Source organism: Xenophilus sp. Marseille-Q4582 (assembly GCF_916700565.1).
In the GTDB taxonomy this organism is placed as follows: Bacteria; Pseudomonadota; Gammaproteobacteria; order Burkholderiales; family Burkholderiaceae_C; genus Xenophilus.
Map to the genome: position 1 here is coordinate 43,556 of NZ_CAKAKO010000009.1, position 18,005 is coordinate 61,560.

Genomic DNA, 18,005 nt, shown 5'->3' on the forward strand with positions numbered 1-18,005 from the left:
CTCTGCGGCCGCCGCTCCGCGGCCGTGTCTTTGTGTCCGGTCCACGCCCACCAGGTGCATGGAGCCGGGAGGCGTTCGCAGCCATCTTAGGCATTTCGTTTTCCTCTTCAAACAGGTGCCGCCCAATCCCGCGCAGTGCAAGTGGATGTAACAACCATGGCCGACCCCGGGATGCGGGCGCGCCACGCCTGCGAAGGCGGCCGGCGCGCAGGCGCCTGGAAGCGCGCCTGGCCTGTGGCACGATCCCGCCCATGCTCGAGCCCACCCGCCGCGTCCCCTACCGCACCTGGCCGGCCAGCCTGGCTCTCCTGGCCGCCATCACCGCCTATGTGGGCGGCCTGCAGTGGTGGGACCGGCACACGCCCGCCACGCGCGCCCTGCCCGCCCAGCCGACGCTTTCGGTCGGCCAGGCGCGCTTCGTGCCGGCGCCGGGCTGGCTGATGGACGTGTCGCGCTCGCGCGCCGGCCAGTCGCTGGTGCTGTTCAAGAACGGCCACACCTTCTCCGTCAAGACCGCGCGCTGGCTGGGCGGGCCGCAGGGGCCGATGGCACGGCAGCAGCGGCTGATCGTGCGCGGCGAGCACCTGCGCATCGAGGGCGAGAGCACGGACTTCTTCACCGACTGGGGCCTGCAGGGCAGCACCTTCGCCTACTACGGCCCCAAGCTCAGCGGCCGCTTCTGGCAGATGGTGGACGCGCACCGGCAGTCGGTCGTGCAGGTGGACTTCTACGGGCCGAACGAGGACGCGTCCGTGGCGTCCGAGGCGCTGGCCGACGCCCGCCGCATGCTCGCTTCGATGGACCTGGAGGCGTCGTGAACCTGCGCCAGACCCCGCCTGCCGCGCCCGATACCACCGACGCCCCTGCCTCGCAGGCATCGCAGGCCTGGCCCATTGGCACCGATTCCTTCTTCCAGCCCCGGCGCGCGGCCTTCTGGCTGCTGGCCGCCTGGCTCGCCAATGGCCTGGTCTACACCGTGGGGCTCTTTGCCACGGGCTTTCGCGTCGTGCCCATCGCGGCGCTGCTGGGGCTGGCCGTGTGGAGCCTGTACACGCTGGCCTTCTTCGCGCTCTTTCGCGCACTGGATCTGCTGGAGCAGCACCCGCCCGAGGCCTATGCCCTGGCCTTTGCCTGGGGCGGCCTGGGCGCGGTGCACCTGGCGCTGCCGGCCAACGTCGCGATCCAGAGCCTCGCGGCCAAGCTGATCTCGCCCGAGTTCGTGGCCGTGTGGGGACCCGCGCTTGCGGGCCCGGTCACCGAGGAGTTCCTCAAGCTGGTTGGCGTGCTGCTGCTCATCCTGGTCGCGCGCAACCAGTTCCAGACCGAGCTGTCGGTGCTGGTGGTGGGCGCCATGGCCGGGCTGGGCTTCCAGGTGGTGGAGAACCTCAGCTACACCGTTCGCGCGGCCATGAACTTCCCGCTCGAAAGCCAGGTGCTGCCCGTGCTGCTGAACCTGGTCACGCGCGGGCTGCTCAGCGGACTGTGGACCCATGCCGCCTACACCACGATCGCGGCCTACGGCGTGGCCTGGTACCTGCGCCACACCGAGCGCGGCCCCGCTGCGCGCGTCGCCATCGCGCTGCTGTGCTTCGGGCTTGCGTGGTTCATGCATTTCTTCTGGAACTCGCCCTGGCTCGAAGACGGGTTCAGCGACGGCCCGCTGGGCCTGGCGCTGCTGCTGATCGTGAAAGGCCTGCCCGTGCTGGCGGCGGCGGCGGTGTTCTGGCGCGCGGCCGTGCGCGAAAGCGGCGCCCACCTCCACCACCTGGCGTCCTGCTTCGTGCCCGAGCGCGACCTGCTGCGCGACGACGAATGGCAGCGTCTGGGCTCGCCGCTGGAGCGCTGGCGCGTGCGCCGCGAGATGGGCCGCCGGCACGGCCGCCGCGCGCGGCGCCTGAAGGGCCGACTGCAGCGCGAGCAGCTGCGCCTGGTGATGCAGGCCGGCACCTACGGGCGCGGCGCGCACACGCTGCGGCACGAATTGGCGATCCGGCGCATCCGCGCCAGGCTCGATGCGCTGGTGGCGCCGGCCCCGCCGGCGGGCGGGCGCGCCACCGCGGGCGCCGGCTAGAACAACTGGCCCTGGCCGCCCGGCCGCGCGCCCTCGATCGCGAGCATGCGCAGCTTCAGTTCCACCCCGCCCGGCGCCGAGAAGCCCCCTTGCCAGCCCCGCGCGCCGAGCACCCGGTGGCAAGGCACCACCGGCGCGAAGGGATTGGCCCCCAGCGCCTGGCCGACGGCGCGCGCCTGCGTCCGGTCGCCCAGCGCCTGCGCGATCTCGCCATAGGTGCGCACCTCGCCCGGCGCAATGGCGCGCGCCAGCGCATACACGCGCTGCTGGAAGGCCGGGATCGCCGCCATGTCGAGCACGATGTCCTGCAGGTCGCGCGGCTCGCCGGCCAGCAGGGCCCGCACGCCCTCCACCGCATGCCGGACCGACGGGGGCCACTGGCATTCCTGCGCCTCGGCCCATGCCGGCCACCGCCGACGCAGCCGGGCGCGCATTCCCTCGGCGCTGCCATCCTTCTCCGGCAGCAGCACGCAGCGCAGGCCCGCGTCGCCCCAGGCCAGTCCGCAATGGCCGATCGCGGTCACGAACGCGGCCCAGCCCTGCGCAAGCACAGTCTTTTCGGTCATGGTTTCGGCATCGAAAGATGGGACACGGAAAGTCAAGCGGGCAGCCCCGCCTCCAGCGGCCTGCCATTGTCTCCCTCTCGCAGGGCGCGAGACGCAGCCGGCCCGGCCCGGCCTTGGCTGGCGGGACGGATGGGCGGCGCGCCTTGCCGCCGAACGCATGCGACCCGCCAGGCCCGTGGTGCGAGGCGCAAGAGGGCGCAAAAAAGGGCCCGCAGGCCCTTTTTCAGATCGCGCGCGCCGAAACGCGTCGGCGATGGACGGTCCGGTCAGATCAGCGCACCACGGCGATCTGCGTGCGCTGGCCGCCCTTGTAGGTGTACAGCGTCAGGGCGCCGCCCTTGATGTCGCCCTTCTCGTCGAAGGTGATCGGGCCGGTCAGGCCCTTGTAGTCGACCTTGCCCACTTCGGGCAGGTACTTCTCGGGATCGGCCGAGCCGGCCTTCTGCATGGCGGCGGCCAGCACCTGCACGGCGTCGTACACGTACGGGGCGTAGATCTGCACGTCCACACCGTTCTTTTCCTTGAACTTGGCCTTCCAGGCATCCAGCGGCGCCTTGAAGTCGCCATCCACGCCGCCGGCTTCGGCGCACACCACCATGTCTTCGCCGATGGCATCGCCGGCCAGCTTGGCCAGCTCGCCCGTGCACAGGCCGTCGCCGCCCATGAACTTGACGTTCAGGCCCAGCTGCTTGACCTGCTTGAGCATCGGGCCGCCGACGGCGTCCATGCCGCCGAAGAACAGGATGTCGGGGCTCTGGCCCTTGAGCTTGGTCAGGATGGCGTTGAAGTCGGTGGACTTGTCGGTCGTGAACTCGTGGCCCACGATGGTCGCGCCCGCTTCCTTGGCGGCCTTGGAGAACTCCTCGGCCACGCCCTGGCCGTAGGCCGTGCGGTCGTCGATCACGGCGATCTTCTTGCCGTTGAGCGTCTGCACCGCATAGCGGCCCAGCGTGCCACCCAGCTGCGTGTCATCGGCCACGACGCGGAAGGTCGTCTTGAAACCCTGGCGCGTGTACTTGGGGTTGGTGGCCGAAGGCGAGACCTGCGGGATGCCGGCATCGCTGTACAGCTTGGACGCGGGAATGGTGGTGCCCGAGTTCAGGTGGCCGACCACGCCGTTGACCTTGCTGTCGACCAGCTTCTGCGCCACGGCCGTGCCCTGCTTCGGATCGCCGGCATCGTCTTCGGCGACCAGCTCGAACCTGGCCACCTTGTCGCCGATCTTCACGCCCTGGGCGTTCAAGTCCTCGATGGCCATCTTGGCGCCGAGTTCGTTGTCCTTGCCCAGGTGGGCGATGGGACCGCTGACAGGGCCCACGTGGCCGATCTTGACCACCACGGTCTCCGCTGCAGGAGGTGCAGCCGGCGCGGGTGCTGCGGCCGTGGGTGCGGGGGCCGCCGCAGGCGCTGCGGCCTCTTCCTTCTTGCCGCACGCCACCACCGAGAGAGCAGCCAGTGCGACCGCCGTCCATTTCAATTGCATGGAAACCTCCAGAACTTGAGGAACAAGAGTTGATTAAACCGGTCTTCGTGACCGGGGCCTACGCTTGGAGCAAGTTCCAGGCCGGAGGCTCCGGCCGGCGCCCCTCGCGCCGTCCCGACCTGAAATTCAGTTTAGCAGGCCGTTGAAAAATCCCCTGCGAGCGTCCGCGTCGGCCGCTACGATCTGAAGCCATCCCGCAACAACTGCGACAAGAAAGATGAGAGGCAACCAAGACTTCCAGGGGGCGATGTTCAGCTACATCAGCCTTGAAGAAAGAGTGCCAGCGGCACACCCGCTGCGCAAGTTGCGCGCCGTGGTGGATGCGCTGCTGGCGAGCATGAACAGCGAGTTCGAAGCGGTGTACGCCCGCCGTGGCCGACCGTCGGTGCCGCCGGAGATGCTGCTCAAGGCCTTGCTGCTGCAAATCCTGTTCTCCATCCGCAGCGAACGCCAGCTGGTCGAGGCGGTCAACTACAACCTGCTGTACCGCTGGTTCGTCGGCCTGAACATCGAGGACAAAGTTTGGGACCACTCCACCTTCAGCGCCAACCGCGAACGCCTCTTCAACGAAGACCTGGCGCGCGCCTTCTTCGAGCGCGTCAAGCTCAGCGCCCAGTGGGGCCGGCTTGCCAGCGACGAACACTTCAGCGTGGACGGCACGCTGATTGAGGCCTGGGCCTCGCACAAGAGTTTCAAACGCAAAGACGACGACAGCGGCACGCCACCCGGACGCAACCCCGAGGTGAACTTCAAAGGGCAGGAGCGCTGCAACGGCACCCATGCCAGCACCACCGATGCCGATGCCCGGCTGTTCAAGAAGAGCGCGGGCGACAAGTCCCGCCTGTGCCACATGGGGCACATCCTCATGGAGAACCGCAACGGTCTGATCGTGGATGTGGAGATCACACATGCCAGTGGCACCGCCGAGCGCGAGGCGGCGCTGGCGATGCTCAAACGCCGGGGCAACAGGAACAAGCGGGCCACGGTCGGCGCCGACAAGGGCTACGACAGCAAGAACTTCATCAAGGGCTGTCGCCGGCTCTTGGTCACGCCGCACGTGGCGGCCAAGGACAAGCACTCTGCAGTCGATGGGCGCATCAAGCGCCACGAGGGCTACAAAACCAGCCTCAAAGTGCGCAAGCGAATCGAGGAGGCCTTTGGCTGGATCAAGACAGTGGGCGGTCTGGCCAAGACCAAATTGATCGGTCAGGCCAAGCTCGCGGGCCAGGCGCTGCTGTGCTTTGCCACCTACAACCTGGTGCGCATGGGCAGTCTGGGCGGTTGGTGGGACGCGCATCATGCGTGAACCATGGGATACGTGCGCCCGGAACGGGCAAAACGGCCTGCAAACAGGCCGAAATGGCCGCTCCAATCGCTGCGCAGGCCAGTTTGCGCGATCCGTTTCTTCGAAATCCACGACCCTGGCGCGTTCGATGAGCATTTTTTCAACGGCCTGTTAGATCAAGCCGGGTGCGCGAATGCGCCGCGGACCCCGGGGTTTCCGATAGTTCATGCGCCATCGCTTCGACCACCAATTCGCGCAGCGCGGCCTCCACGCTCTGCCGCAGGCGCGGCACCATCGCGTCGAGCTGCTGCTGCACGGCGGCCGACACGATCTCGGTGAGCCGGTCTTCCAGCGACAGGTCCACGCGCTGCAGCACGCGATGCAGCAGCTCTTCTTCCAGCCGGAAGGCTTCGGCCTCGTCGATGGGCAGCGCGCGCATGCTCGGCGGGGCCGGCACGGGCTGGAACGGCGCGCCTTCGTGCGGCGCGCCCTCGGCCTGCATCGCATCGGCAGCGCCCGCCACGCGGGGCCCGGGTTCGGCCAGCGGCGGTTGTGAGGGCGCGCGCGCGAACGGCGGCTCGGCCGTGAAAGCGTCGGTCAGCACCGGCAGTTCCGGCTTCACGGCCGCGTCGCGCGGCGCCATGGACAAGGGCTCGACCGTTGGCTCGGCCGCGACAGGCGCTGGCGACTCAGGCGCGGATGCGGATGCGGGTGCGGGTGCGGGCGCCGTGGCGGCCTCTTCCTGCAGGTCCACCACGGCCGTCAGCGTCGGCACGAAACGCGGCGGCGTGCGCGGCGGCCCCTCCATCATGCGCTCCTGGCGCCCAGGTCGTGGCGCGTGATCGCGTAGCCGCGGGACTGGTAGTGGCGCCAGCGCTGGCGGCCGGCCTCGCGCTCGGCCGGCTCCTGGCCGACCACGTCGATCAGGCGCTCGAAGCGCTCGAAGCCCGCCGGCGTGGCCGGGCCCAGGTTGACCATCACTTCATGGTGCGGGACCCGCGCGGCATCAGGGCCGTCCTGCGGCTCCAGCAGCACGACGGGGCTGCGCGACAGCACGGCCGGCGGCGCCGAAGCGAGGCAATGCGCGATGAAGTCGCTGGGCGAGAAAGTCCACAGCGCCTGGTCCAGCGCCTGCAGCACAGGCGCCTCGGCCACCACCACCACCCTCGCGCCGGCGCCGGCCACGGCCTTGCGCAGCAGACGGCAGGCATGGCCGAGCTTGTCGCCGGCGTTGAAGTGGACGTCGATGCCCGTCACGCGCGGCGAGCGGTGCGGCCGCCCTTGCCTGCGGCGGGTGCCCCGGCCGCGGCGGACTTGCGGGCCGCGCGGGCCGGCTTCCCGGTCCCGGCGGGCGCGCCCTGGTCCAGCAGGTACTGCAAGAGCAGGCCCACGGGCCGGCCGGTCGCCCCCTTGGCGGCACCGCTCTTCCAGGCCGTGCCGGCGATGTCCAGGTGCGCCCAGCGCAGGTCGGCCGTGAAGCGCTGCAGGAACTTGGCGGCCGTGATCGCGCCGCCCGCGCGGCCGGCCACGTTGGCCACGTCGGCGAAATTCGTCTTCAGGCCTTCGCCGTACTCCTCGTCCAGCGGCAGGCGCCAGCAGCGGTCCAGCGCCGCCTCGCCGGCCGCCTGCAACGCCTGCGCCAGCGCGTCGTCGGTGGAGAACAAGCCGCTGCGCACACCGCCCAGCGCGATCACGCAGGCGCCCGTGAGGGTGGCGATGTCCACCACCGCGGCGGGCTTGAAGCGCTTGGCGTATTCCAGCGCATCGCACAGGATCAGCCGGCCTTCGGCGTCGGTGTTGAGCACCTCGATGGTCTGGCCGTTCATGCTCGTGACCACGTCGCCCGGCTTGAGCGCGCGGCCATCGTTCATGTTCTCGCAGGCGGGGATCAGGCCGATCACGTTCAGGGCCGGCTGCAGTTCGCCCAGCGCGCGGAACACGCCCAGCACGCTGGCCGCGCCACCCATGTCGAACTTCATCTCGTCCATCTCGGCCGCGGGCTTGAGCGACACGCCACCGGTGTCGAAGGTGATGCCCTTGCCCACCAGCACCTGCGGCGCCGCGTCCTTGGCCGCGCCCTGGTAGCGCAGCACGATGAAGCGCAGCGGCTCGGCCGAGCCCTGGGCCACGGCCATGAAGGCGCCCATCCTGAGGGCTGCCACCTCCTTGGGCCCCAGCACTTCGCAACGCACGCGCGGCGCCTTGGCCAGGGAACGCGCGGCCTCGGCCAGCATCGTCGGCGTGCAATGGTTGCCCGGGCGATTGGCCCATTCCTTGGCGAACTCCACGCCGCGCACCGTGGCCACGGCGGTCTCCAGCGCGGGCTGCAGGGCCTTGGCATCGGGCACGCCCAGGGTCAGTTGCCGGATCGCGCGCGGCTCGGTCTTGGTGCGGGTGGTGGTGTAGACATAGCTCGCGTCCGCGGCGGCGGTGACGGCGGCCCGCAGCGCAGCGGCGTCGAGCGCGCCCGCCGCGACCAGCAACACGCGGCGCGACTTGCTCGCGTTGGCGGCCTGCACCGCCGCCAGCACGGCCGTGCGCACGTCGGCGGCCCGCAGGTCACCGGCATGCACGGCCCACAGGCGCGAGGCGCTCACCCCCGCGGGCTTGTAGAAGGCCAGCAAGCGGCCGGTCCGCTCGCCGATGTCACCCGCCTGCCACGCGTCGCGCAGCAGCCCGGCCAGCGCGTCGCCGCCCTCGAGCGCCGCGTCCCGCGGCAGCAGCACGATCAGCGCATCGGTCTTTTCGGTGGCGGCCTGGGCCAGGCTGAGGGTCTTGAGTTGAAAGTCCATAATCTCGCTTTTGGCCGCGCTCCACCCGCGCAGGTGCAAAGGGCGGCCGGTTCCTCGACGATGTTATTCCATTCCTCTCTACGCAAAGAGTTGTCGCGCAGCTTCGGCGCGACCCTCGTGGTGCTGGCGACCATCGTCATGACCATCATCCTGATCCGCACGCTGGGTCTGGCGTCGCGTGGCGGCGTGAACCCTTCCGAAGTGTTCCTGGTGATGGCCTACACGCTGCTGGGCTACATGCCCACCATCCTGAGCCTGAGCCTGTTCATCGCGATCGTGGGCACGCTCTCGCGCATGTACCGCGACAGCGAGATGGTGATCTGGTTCGCCAGCGGGCGCGGGCTGGCCGATTTCGTGCGCCCGCTGCTGGGTTTCGCCTGGCCCGTGCTGCTGCTGATCGGCGCGCTGGCCTTCGTGGGCTGGCCCTGGGCCAATGCGCAGACGCAGGGCATGCGCGCGCAGTACGAGCAGCGCGGCGACCTCGACCGCGTGGCGCCGGGCCAGTTCCAGGAATCCTCGGGCCGCAACCGTGTGTTCTACATCGACAAGAACTCGACCGATGCCAGCCAGGCCTCCAACGTGTTCATCTCCTCGCTGGAGCGCAACATGGAGATCGTCACCTCCGCGCAGCACGGCACGGTGGAGACCGAGAACGGCGTGCGCTACCTGATGCTGCGCAACGGCCAGCGCATCGAGAACCCCTTCGACCGCAACGGCCTGAAGGTGAGCGAGTTCCAGACCTATGGCGCGCGCATCGGCGATGGCGGCGGGGTGGGCAGCAACGGTCCGTCGCCGCGCGCCACGCCCTCGCTGGGCCTGATCGCCTCGCCCACCCCGCCCAACCTGGGCGAGCTGGGCTGGCGCGTGGGCCTGATGCTGGCGGGCCTCAATTTCGTGCTGCTGGCGCTTGCGGTATCGGGCGTGAACCCGCGCGTGGGCCGCAGCGCCAACCTGATCTTCGCCCTCTTCTTCTTCGCCGTGTACTACAACCTGCTGAACCTGGGCCAGAACTGGGTGGGCTCGGGCCGTGTGCGCATGGACCTGTTCCTGCTTGTGCTGCACGGTGGCGTGTTTGGGCTCACGCTGCTGTGGCTGGGCCAGCGGCACAACAACTGGCGGCTGCTGCCGCGCCTGCGCAGGACCGCAGCATGAGCATGACCACCATCCGTCGCCTGATCTACCGCGACGTGCTGCGCTCCATCGCCTTCGTGGCGCTGGGCTTTTTGTGCCTGTTCTTCTTCTTCGATTTCGTCGACGAGCTCGACGCCGTGGGCAAGGGCCTGACCGACGCCTACCGCATGCCGCAGGCGCTGATGTACGTGGTGCTGCAAATCCCGAGCCACCTCTACGAACTGCTGCCCATCGCGGTGCTCATCGGCACCATCTTCGTGCTGTCCAACCTGGCCCGCAGTTCGGAGTTCACCATCCTGCGCACCAGCGGCCTGGGGCCCTGGCGCGCACTGCGCATGCTGCTGGTGCTGGGCTCGGCCTTCGTGGTGCTCACGGCCGCGGTGGGCGACTACCTGGCCCCCTGGGCCAGCCGCACGGCGCAGCTGCTCAAGTCGCAGCACCAGGGCTACCTGCTGTCGGCCGGCCTCACGGGCGGCTGGCTGCGCGAGACGCGCGAAGACCGCACCTTCTCCGTCAACGTGCTGTCCATCGAGCCGGACGGCAGCGTGAAGCAGCCGCGCATCTTCGAATTCGACGAGCGCGGCTTCCTGGTGTCGCAGACCAATGCCGCCAGCGCCGGCATCGGGCCCGAGGGCTGGCTGCTCAAGGACGTGCGGCGCCAGGAGTTCCAGACCCGCAACGCCGACGGCTCCGCGCGCGTGACCATCACCACGCAGCCCTACTACGCCTGGCCCAGCACGCTGACCGGCGACATGGTGTCGGTGGCACTGCTGCGGCCCGAGCGCATGAAGACGCTGGACCTGTTCGACTACATCCGCCACCTGGAAGCCAACGGCCAGGACGCGCAGCGCTATGAGATCGAGTTCTGGCGCAAGGTCTTCTACCCGCTCAGCTGCCTGGTCATGGTGGTGCTGGCCCTGCCCTTCGCCTACCTGCATTTCCGCCAGAGCGGCATCGCGGGCTACGTGTTCGGCGGCGTGATGATCGGCATCAGCTTCTTCCTGCTCAACAACGTTTTCGGCTACATCGGCAACCTGCGCAACTGGCTGCCCTGGATCACGGCCGCCGCGCCGGGGATCATCTATTCGATGCTGTCGCTGGGCGCCTTCGGCTGGCTGGTGCTCAGGCGCTAGGAACGGCCCCGCGTTCGACCGTTCGACATGCCCCAAGCCATCATCCTGCTGGCCCACGGTTCGCGCGACCCGCAATGGCGCGAGCCGGTGGAGGCCGTCGCCCGCCGCATCGCGCGGCAGGCGCCCGACCGGCCCGTGCGCTGCGCCTACCTGGAACTGGCCGAGCCCGACCTGCAGACCGCCGCCGCCGAACTGGTGGCCGAAGGCTCGACCGCGCTGCAGGTGCTGCCCCTGTTCCTCGGCATGGGCCACCATGTGCGCGAGGATCTGCCGCGGCGCGTGGCGCAGTTGCAGGCCCGCTTCCCACTGGTGCCCGTGGCCCTGCGACGGCCCGTGGGACAGCACGAGGCGCTGCTCGACGCCCTCACGCGGATTGCCTTGCAGGACGAGCCAGATTCGGTGGCAGGCGCCGATCTTTAGAATTAAATGACATAATGATTCACAAATATTTGATGAATCAGTTATGAATCTTCATCAGTTCAAGTTCGTGCAGGAGGCGGTGCGCCGCAACCTCAACCTGACCGAAGCGGCCAAGGCGCTGCACACCTCCCAGCCTGGCGTTTCCAAGGCCATCATCGAGCTGGAAGAGGAACTGGGCATCGAGATCTTCGCGCGCCACGGCAAGCGCTTGAAGCGCATCACCGAGCCCGGCCAGCACGTGATCGCCAGCATCGACCTGATCATGCGCGAGGTGGGCAACCTCAAGCGCATCGGCGAGCAGTTCAGCGCGCAGGACAGCGGCACGCTGTCCATCGCCACCACCCACACGCAGGCGCGCTACGTGCTGCCGGTGCCCGTGGCGCGCCTGCGCGAGGCCTACCCCAAGGTCAACGTCAGCCTGCACCAGGGCTCGCCCGACCAGGTGGCGCGCATGGTGCTCGACGAGGTCGCCGAGATCGGCATCGCCACCGAATCGCTGGACAGCTATGCCGACCTGGTCACCCTGCCCTGCTACGAATGGCAGCACGTGCTGGTGCTGCCCAAGGAGCATCCGCTGGCCTCCAAGGAGCGGGTGACGCTGGAAGACCTGGCGAACGAGCCCCTGATCACCTACCACCCCTCCTTCACCGGCCGCACGCGCATCGACCATGCCTTCGCGCAGAAGAAGCTCTCGCCGCGCATCGCGCTCGAGGCCATCGATTCGGACGTGATCAAGACCTACGTGCGCCTGGGCCTGGGCGTGGGCATCGTGGCCGAGATGGCGGTGCGCGACGACAGCAACGGCGACCTGGTCGTGCGCCCCATGGGCCAGGTGTTCGGCCAGAACATCGCGCGCGTGGCCTTCAAGCGCAGCGCCTACCTGCGCAACTTCGTCTTCAAGTTCGCCGAACTGCTGTCCGACCGGCTGGACCGCCACCTGATCGCCAAGGCCCTGGCCGGCCATTCCAACGACTACGACCTATGAGCGCCGTGCTTTCCCCCGCCGTTCCTTCCGCCGCTGCCCGCACGCCCGATCCGGGCACCAAGCTGCCCGCCGTCGGCACCACCATCTTCACCGTGATGTCCGCGCTCGCGGCCGAGAAGAACGCCGTCAACCTGGGCCAGGGCTTTCCCGACTTCCACTGCGACCCGGCCCTGACCGAAGCCGTGACCACCGCCATGCAGGCCGGCCACAACCAGTACCCGCCGATGCCCGGCATCCCGGCGCTGCGCCAGGCCATCGCGGCCAAGATCGAGGCGCTGTACGGCCGCCGCTACGACGCGGGCACCGAGGTCACTGTCACGGCCGGCGCCACGCAGGCCATCATCACCGCCATCCTCGCGCTGGTGCGACCGGGCGACGAAGTGATCGTGCTCGAACCCTGCTACGACAGCTACGTGCCCAACATCGAGCTGGCCGGCGGCACGGTGGTGCGCGTGCCGCTCACGCCGGGCAGCTTCCGGCCCGACTTCGCACGCATCGCGGCGGCGCTCACGCCGCGCACGCGCGCGATCCTCATCAACACGCCGCACAACCCCAGCGCCACGGTCTGGACCGCGGCCGAGATGCGCGCGCTGGAAGAGCTGCTCGCGCCCACCGACGTGTTCGTGATCAGCGACGAGGTCTACGAGCACATGGTCTATGACGGCGCCGTGCATCAAAGCGTGGCCCGCTTCCCGGGCCTGGCCGCGCGCAGCTTCATCGTCAGCAGCTTCGGGAAGACCTACCACGTGACCGGCTGGAAGGTGGGCTACGTGGCCGCGCCGGCCGTGCTGATGGCCGAGTTCCGCAAGGTGCACCAGTTCAACGTGTTCACCGTGAACACCCCCATGCAGCATGCGCTGGCCAGCTACATGGCCCAGCCCGGCCCCTACCTGGAGCTGCCGGCCTTCTACCAGCGCAAGCGCGACCTCTTCGTGCAGGGCCTGGCGAAGACGCGCTTCAAGCTGCTGCGCAGCGAGGGCACCTACTTCCAGTGCGTGGACATCTCGGCGCTGCCGGCCGCACGCGATCTGAACGAAGCCGACTTCTGCCAGTGGCTCACGCGCGAAGTGGGCGTGGCGGCGATCCCGCTGTCGGCCTTCTATGGCGACGGCTTCGACCAGCGCGTGGTGCGCTTTTGCTTCGCCAAGAAGGACGAAACGCTGGTCAGTGCGCTCGAGCGGCTGGCCCGTCTCTGACAGCGCCGCCCGCCGCGCCCTGACGGGGCGCAGCGCCGCCCGCCCGCGAAACGGTCCTGCACGGCGGGGCACCATGCCCGCATTGCCACTGCATGGAGACCGCTGATGCTCTCGACCATTCTTCTGATCGTGCTGATCCTGCTGCTGATCGGCGCACTGCCCAGCTGGGGCTACAGCAAGAGCTGGGGCTACGGGCCCAGCGGCGGGCTGGGCCTGGTCGTCGTGATCGTCATCATCCTGCTGCTGATGGGACGCATCTAGCGGGACCTCGCCCCTTTGAAGGCGCGGCGCGGCAACCCGCCGTCCGCGCCTTCGCCACGCCTGGCTCCGCGCATCGGCACGGTCCGCCGCCGATCAGCGCGGCGCATGGCGGCGCAGCCAGTCCTCCAGGAAGGCGATCTCCTTTTCCTGGGCGTCGATCACTTCCTGCGCGAGCCTGCGCAGGGCCGGATCCTTGCCATGCTGGAGCTGGATGCGCGCCATCTCGATGGCCCCGCGGTGGTGCGGGATCATGCCGCGCGCGAAGTCGACGTCGGAGTTGCCGCTGTAGGGGATCGCCATGCCGTCATGCATGCGCGCGGCGGCCGCCTCATAGGCCTGCGTGCTGGCCGAGGCGCCAGCCTGGGGCGCGGGTTGCGCGGGCGCACCGTGCGCGCCATGGCCGCCGTGGCCAACCGCCTGGGCCCACGCTCCTGCGGCCGCCAGCGCCACCGCGCCCGCCACGCTCCATGCCTTGAGTTGCTTCACTGCTCGCTCCTTTGACGTTGATGCCACCGATGGCGCTTGCCGCCCTGCCGCGCCGGCCTGGACGGCACGGGCAGGGCGGCGGATCCGTTTCCAGCTTCTCAGCCCTGCAGCTGCGCCCAGGCCTTGTCCAGCCGCTTTAGACTGACCGGCTGCGGCGTGCGAAGTTCCTGCGCGAAGAAACTCACGCGCAATTCCTCCAGCAGCCAGCGGAATTCCAGCATGCGCGCATCCACCGCGCCCTTGCGCTCGGCCACCAGGCGCCAGTAGCGCTGCTCCTGCGGCTTGAACTCGGCCAGCCTGGCGGCATCGCGCGCGGGATCGGCGCGCAGCTTGTCCAGCCGCAGCACGACGGCCTTGAGGTAGCGCACGAAATGCTGCAGCTGCGGCCAGGGCGCGTCGGCGATGAAGCGCTTGCCGACCAGGCGCTGCAATTGTTCCTGCGCGTCCTTCACCGCTTCGGGCGCGGTTTTCGTGTCCTTGATCTTGCGCACCGCGAGCGCGTACTCGGCCAGGATGGCGGCGGCCAGACGCGCGACCTCGTTGGCGATCAGCGTGAGCCGCCCGCGCCCCTCCTCCAGCCGGCGCGCGAAGCTGCCGGCGTCGGTGGGCAGCGGCTCCTGCAGGAAGGCCCGGTCCACCGCCACGTCGATGATCTGCGCGCGCAGCTCCTCCATCGTGCCCAGCGGCATGTAGGCCACGGCCATCTTCTGCAGGTCGGGGATGTTCTTCTCCAGGTACTTGAGCGCGTCCTTGATCTGCAAGGCAACCAGGCGGCGCAGGCCGGCGCGGTGCTTGGCGGCGGCCACCTCCGGCTCGTCGAAGACCTCGATGGTGACGGCATCGCCCGCGTCGATGAGCGCCGGAAAGCCCACCAGCGACTGGCCACCGCGCCGCACTTCCATCAGCTCGGGCAGCTCGCCGAAAGTCCAGGCCGTGTGGCGCGCGGGCGCGGCGGCCGGTGGCGCGGCACGGGCCTTCGCCGGCGCCGCGGCGGCACGCGCGGGCACGGCCGGCGCGGGCTGGCCGGCCGCTGGCGCCTCCCGCACGCGCAGCCCGGCCAACGCCTGGAAGGCCCCGCGCGCCCTGGCACCCAGCTCGCCCTTGAGCGCGCCCAGGTTGCGCCCCATGCCCAGCTGGCGGCCGTGCTCGTCCACCACGACCAGGTTCATGAACAGGTGCGGCGGCAGCATGTCCAGCTTGAAGTCGGCGCGCTTCACGTCCAGGCTGGTCTCGTCGCGCACCTTTTTCAGCAGCGCATCGGTGAGCGAGCCGCTGCCGAAGGCCTCGGCCGCGCCCAACTCGCCCGCGAGCCGCGCCGCCGACTCGGCCAATGGCACGAAGCGTGCGCGCGGCTTCTGCGGCAGGCTCTTGAGCAGCGCCTGCACCTTGTCCTTGAGCATGCCCGGCACCAGCCATTCGCAGCGCTCTTCGCTGACCTGGTTGAGCACGAACAGCGGCACCGTCACCGTGAGGCCGTCGCGCGCGTCGCCGGGCTCGTGCAGGTAGGCGGCGGCGCAATCCACGCCGCCCAGCTTCACCGTGGGCGGGAAGGCCTGGGTCGTGATGCCCGCGGCCTGGTGGCGCATCAGCTCCTCCTTGCTCAGGAAGAGCAGGCGCGGATGGGCCTTGGCGCCTTCGCGCCACCAGTGCTCGAAGCTACGGCCACCGGCCACGTCCTGCGGGACGTGGGCGTCGTAGAAGGCGTAGATCAGCGCCTCGTCCACCAGCACGTCCTGCCGGCGCGACTTGTGTTCCAGCGCCTCCACCTCGCGCACCAGCTTCCGGTTGGCGGCCAGGAAGGGAAGTTGGGTTTCCCACTCGCCGGCCACCAGCGCTTCGCGGATGAAGATCTCGCGCGCACCCGCCGGGTCGGCCTTGGCGAAGTCCACGCGCCGGCCGCTGTAGATGACCAGGCCGTAGAGCGTGGCGCGCTCGAAGGCCGTCACGCGCGCCTCCTTCTTCTCCCAGTGCGGGTCCAGCAGCTGCTTCCTGAGCAGGTGGCCGGCCACTTCCTCGATCCACTGCGGCTCGATGCTGGCGATGCCGCGGCCGAACAGGCGCGTGGTTTCCACCAGCTCGGCGCACACGATCCAGCGGCCCGGCCGCTTGCGCAGGTGCGCGCCCGGATGGCGGTGGAACTTGATGCCGCGCGCGCCCAGGTACTCGCCCGAGGCCGAGCCGGCCTCCTCGTCCATCTTCCAGCCGATGTTGCCCAGCAGGCCCGCCAGCATGGACTTGTGGATCGCCTCGTACGAAGCCGGGGCGGCGTTGAGCTTCCACTTGTGCTCGTTGACCACCGTGAGCAGCTGCGAATGGATGTCGCGCCATTCGCGCACGCGGCGCACGTTGATGAAGTTCTGGCGCAGCAACTGCTCGTACTGGCGGTTGCTAAGCCTGTGCGTGGGGGCGGCAGCGGGAGTCGTGGGCGTGGCCGCTGCCTGCACCTGCTGGCGTTGTGCCACCGGCAGCACGGCCGCATGGGCTTTCTTCGGCCCTTGCGTGGCAGCCTGCATCTCGCGCCGCGTCTGCGCCACGGGCGCACCGCCGCGTGCGTCGTTGATCCACTTCCACAAGGTCAGGTAGCCGCTGAATTCGCTCTTCTCGTCGTCGAACTTGGCATGCGCCTGATCGGCCTGCTGCTGCGCCTCCAGCGGCCGGTCGCGCACGTCCTGCACACTCATGGCGCTGGCGATGACCAGCACTTCCTCCAGCGCGCCGCGCGTGCGCGCTTCCAGGATCATGCGGCCCACGCGTGGGTCCAGCGGCAGCTTGGCCAGCTCGGCGCCCACGGGGGTGAGCTGGTTCGCCTCGTCCACCGCGCCCAGTTCCTGCAGCAGTTGGTAGCCGTCGGCAATGGCGCGGCCCGAAGGCGCCTCCAGGAAGGGGAACTGCGCCACGTCGCCCAGGTGCAGCGACTTCATGCGCAGGATCACGCCGGCCAGTGACGAGCGCAGGATCTCGGGGTCGGTGAAGCGCGGCCGGCTGTTGAAGTCCTTCTCGTCGTACAGGCGGATGCAGATGCCGTTGGCCACGCGGCCGCAGCGGCCGGCGCGCTGGTTGGCGGCGGCCTGGCTCACGGGCTCGACCAGCAGCTGCTCCACCTTGCTGCGGAAGGCATACCGCTTGACGCGCGCCGTGCCGGCGTCGATCACGTAGCGGATGCCGGGCACCGTGAGCGAGGTTTCGGCCACGTTGGTCGCCAGCACGATGCGCCGGCCGGTGTGGCCGTCGAAGATGCGGTCCTGCTCGGCTTGCGACAGGCGCGCGAACAGCGGCAGCACCTCGGCATTGCGCATCACGGGGTGGTGAGACAGGTGCTTGCGCAGGTGATCAGCGGCCTCCCGAATCTCGCGCTCGCCGGGCAGGAAGACCAGGATGTCGCCGCCCGCATTGCCTTGCCATAACTCGTCCACGCCGTCGGCGATGGCGTCGTTGAGGTCGAACTCCTTCGACTCCTCGAAGGGCCGGTAGCGCACCTCCACGGGAAAGGTGCGGCCCGACACGTACAAGACGGGCGCCGGGCCCTTCGCGCTTTCAAAGTGCTTGGCGAAGCGGTCCGCATCGATGGTGGCCGAGGTGACGATCACCTTCAGATCAGGCCGGCGCGGCAGGATCTCCTTGAGGTAGCCGAGCAGGAAGTCGATGTTCAGCGAGCGCTCGTGCGCCTCGTCGATGATCAGCGTGTCGTAGGCCTTGAGCAGCGGGTCGGTCTGCGTCTCGGCCAGCAGGATGCCGTCGGTCATCAGCTTGACCGAGGCGTCGCGGCTCAGCCGGTCCTGGAAGCGGACCTTGTAGCCCACCACCTCGCCCAGCGGCGTGTTCAGTTCCTCGGCGATGCGCTTGGCCACCGAACTGGCCGCGATGCGGCGCGGCTGCGTATGGCCGATCAGCCGGCCACGGCCCGGGGGCGCGTTGAGCTTGCCGCGGCCCAGCGCCAGCGCGATCTTGGGCAGCTGCGTGGTCTTGCCCGAGCCCGTTTCGCCGCACACGATGACCACCTGGTGTGCCGCGATGGCGGCCATGATCTCGTCGCGCTTGCCGCTGACGGGCAGGGACTCGGGAAAGTGGATGACCGGACGCGCGCGCGCCGCTGCCGCTGGGGCAGCAGGCGCCGCCGAAGAAAACGGGGGAAGATTCATAGAAGCCCCCGATTATCGGAAGTGCGCGTTGTGCATGCACAACGTGATGCCATGCGC

Annotated in this window: 16 protein-coding genes; 9 read left to right on the plus strand and 7 right to left on the minus strand. The window is 69.4% G+C overall.

The window, feature by feature from the left end:
• The first annotated feature begins 251 nt into the window (after positions 1 to 251).
• Positions 252 to 818, plus strand: coding sequence for a hypothetical protein (locus tag LG388_RS26145; RefSeq protein WP_225785463.1), 567 nt, complete (start codon positions 252 to 254; stop codon positions 816 to 818).
• Complete coding sequence (locus LG388_RS26150) at positions 815 to 2,071, plus strand: PrsW family intramembrane metalloprotease (RefSeq protein ID WP_225785464.1); 1,257 nt, start codon at positions 815 to 817, stop codon at positions 2,069 to 2,071. Before LG388_RS26145 ends, LG388_RS26150 begins: the two co-directional genes overlap by 4 nt.
• Here the strand turns inward: LG388_RS26150 and LG388_RS26155 are convergent.
• Together LG388_RS26155 and LG388_RS26160 are read right to left on the minus strand one after the other, a co-directional pair.
• Positions 2,068 to 2,637 carry a methylated-DNA--[protein]-cysteine S-methyltransferase gene (locus tag LG388_RS26155; RefSeq protein WP_225785465.1) on the minus strand — a complete coding sequence of 190 codons (570 nt, stop codon included), beginning with the start codon at positions 2,635 to 2,637 and terminating at the stop codon, positions 2,068 to 2,070. The genes LG388_RS26150 and LG388_RS26155 overlap by 4 nt on opposite strands.
• A 271-nt stretch (positions 2,638 to 2,908) precedes the next feature.
• On the minus strand, positions 2,909 to 4,120 hold the full coding sequence (locus LG388_RS26160) for a branched-chain amino acid ABC transporter substrate-binding protein (RefSeq protein WP_225785466.1): 1,212 nt from the start codon (positions 4,118 to 4,120) through the stop codon (positions 2,909 to 2,911).
• Positions 4,121 to 4,337: 217 nt separating this feature from the next.
• Here LG388_RS26160 and LG388_RS26165 point away from each other — a divergent pair, with 217 nt between their 5' ends.
• Complete coding sequence (locus LG388_RS26165; protein ID WP_225785467.1) at positions 4,338 to 5,426, plus strand: IS5-like element ISCte5 family transposase; 1,089 nt, start codon at positions 4,338 to 4,340, stop codon at positions 5,424 to 5,426.
• A 139-nt stretch (positions 5,427 to 5,565) separates the two neighbouring features.
• Here LG388_RS26165 and LG388_RS26170 read toward each other — a convergent pair whose 3' ends face one another.
• Genes LG388_RS26170 through LG388_RS26180 form a run of 3 tightly spaced genes read right to left on the minus strand, consistent with a single transcriptional unit; the run spans position 5,566 to position 8,197 of the window.
• Positions 5,566 to 6,216, minus strand: coding sequence for a hypothetical protein (locus LG388_RS26170; RefSeq protein ID WP_225785468.1), 651 nt, complete (start codon positions 6,214 to 6,216; stop codon positions 5,566 to 5,568).
• Positions 6,213 to 6,662 (minus strand): DNA polymerase III subunit chi, encoded by a 450-nt coding sequence (locus LG388_RS26175; RefSeq protein WP_225785469.1) that lies wholly within the window; start codon positions 6,660 to 6,662, stop codon positions 6,213 to 6,215. Before LG388_RS26175 ends, LG388_RS26170 begins: the two co-directional genes overlap by 4 nt.
• Positions 6,659 to 8,197 (minus strand): leucyl aminopeptidase, encoded by a 1,539-nt coding sequence (locus LG388_RS26180; RefSeq protein ID WP_225785470.1) that lies wholly within the window; start codon positions 8,195 to 8,197, stop codon positions 6,659 to 6,661. Before LG388_RS26180 ends, LG388_RS26175 begins: the two co-directional genes overlap by 4 nt.
• A 60-nt stretch (positions 8,198 to 8,257) precedes the next feature.
• On the opposite strand from LG388_RS26180, the gene lptF reads away from it, so the two are divergent.
• From lptF to LG388_RS26210, 6 genes are all read left to right on the plus strand, one after another.
• The gene (gene lptF, locus LG388_RS26185; RefSeq protein WP_225785471.1) at positions 8,258 to 9,349 is read left to right on the plus strand and encodes an LPS export ABC transporter permease LptF; all 1,092 of its coding nucleotides are present in this window, start codon (positions 8,258 to 8,260) and stop codon (positions 9,347 to 9,349) included.
• 2 nt (positions 9,350 to 9,351) lie between these two features.
• Positions 9,352 to 10,461 carry an LPS export ABC transporter permease LptG gene (gene lptG / locus LG388_RS26190; RefSeq protein ID WP_225785500.1) on the plus strand — a complete coding sequence of 370 codons (1,110 nt, stop codon included), beginning with the start codon at positions 9,352 to 9,354 and terminating at the stop codon, positions 10,459 to 10,461.
• A gap of 27 nt (positions 10,462 to 10,488) precedes the next feature.
• Complete coding sequence (locus tag LG388_RS26195) at positions 10,489 to 10,881, plus strand: sirohydrochlorin chelatase (RefSeq protein ID WP_225785472.1); 393 nt, start codon at positions 10,489 to 10,491, stop codon at positions 10,879 to 10,881.
• Between the two features lie 43 nt (positions 10,882 to 10,924).
• Positions 10,925 to 11,866, plus strand: a complete 942-nt coding sequence (locus LG388_RS26200; RefSeq protein WP_225785473.1) for a CysB family HTH-type transcriptional regulator — start codon at positions 10,925 to 10,927, stop codon at positions 11,864 to 11,866.
• A complete protein-coding gene (locus LG388_RS26205) occupies positions 11,863 to 13,062 on the plus strand; it encodes a pyridoxal phosphate-dependent aminotransferase (RefSeq protein WP_225785474.1) in 1,200 nt (399 codons plus the stop codon). Before LG388_RS26200 ends, LG388_RS26205 begins: the two co-directional genes overlap by 4 nt.
• A 102-nt stretch (positions 13,063 to 13,164) precedes the next feature.
• Positions 13,165 to 13,323, plus strand: a complete 159-nt coding sequence (locus LG388_RS26210; protein WP_225785501.1) for a DUF3309 family protein — start codon at positions 13,165 to 13,167, stop codon at positions 13,321 to 13,323.
• Positions 13,324 to 13,416: 93 nt separating this feature from the next.
• Here the strand turns inward: LG388_RS26210 and LG388_RS26215 are convergent, their stop codons facing one another.
• The gene (locus tag LG388_RS26215; protein ID WP_225785475.1) at positions 13,417 to 13,809 is read right to left on the minus strand and encodes a DUF305 domain-containing protein; all 393 of its coding nucleotides are present in this window, start codon (positions 13,807 to 13,809) and stop codon (positions 13,417 to 13,419) included.
• A 98-nt stretch (positions 13,810 to 13,907) separates the two neighbouring features.
• A complete protein-coding gene (gene hrpA, locus LG388_RS26220; RefSeq protein ID WP_225785476.1) occupies positions 13,908 to 17,948 on the minus strand; it encodes an ATP-dependent RNA helicase HrpA in 4,041 nt (1,346 codons plus the stop codon).
• Positions 17,949 to 18,005: the final 57 nt, after the last annotated feature.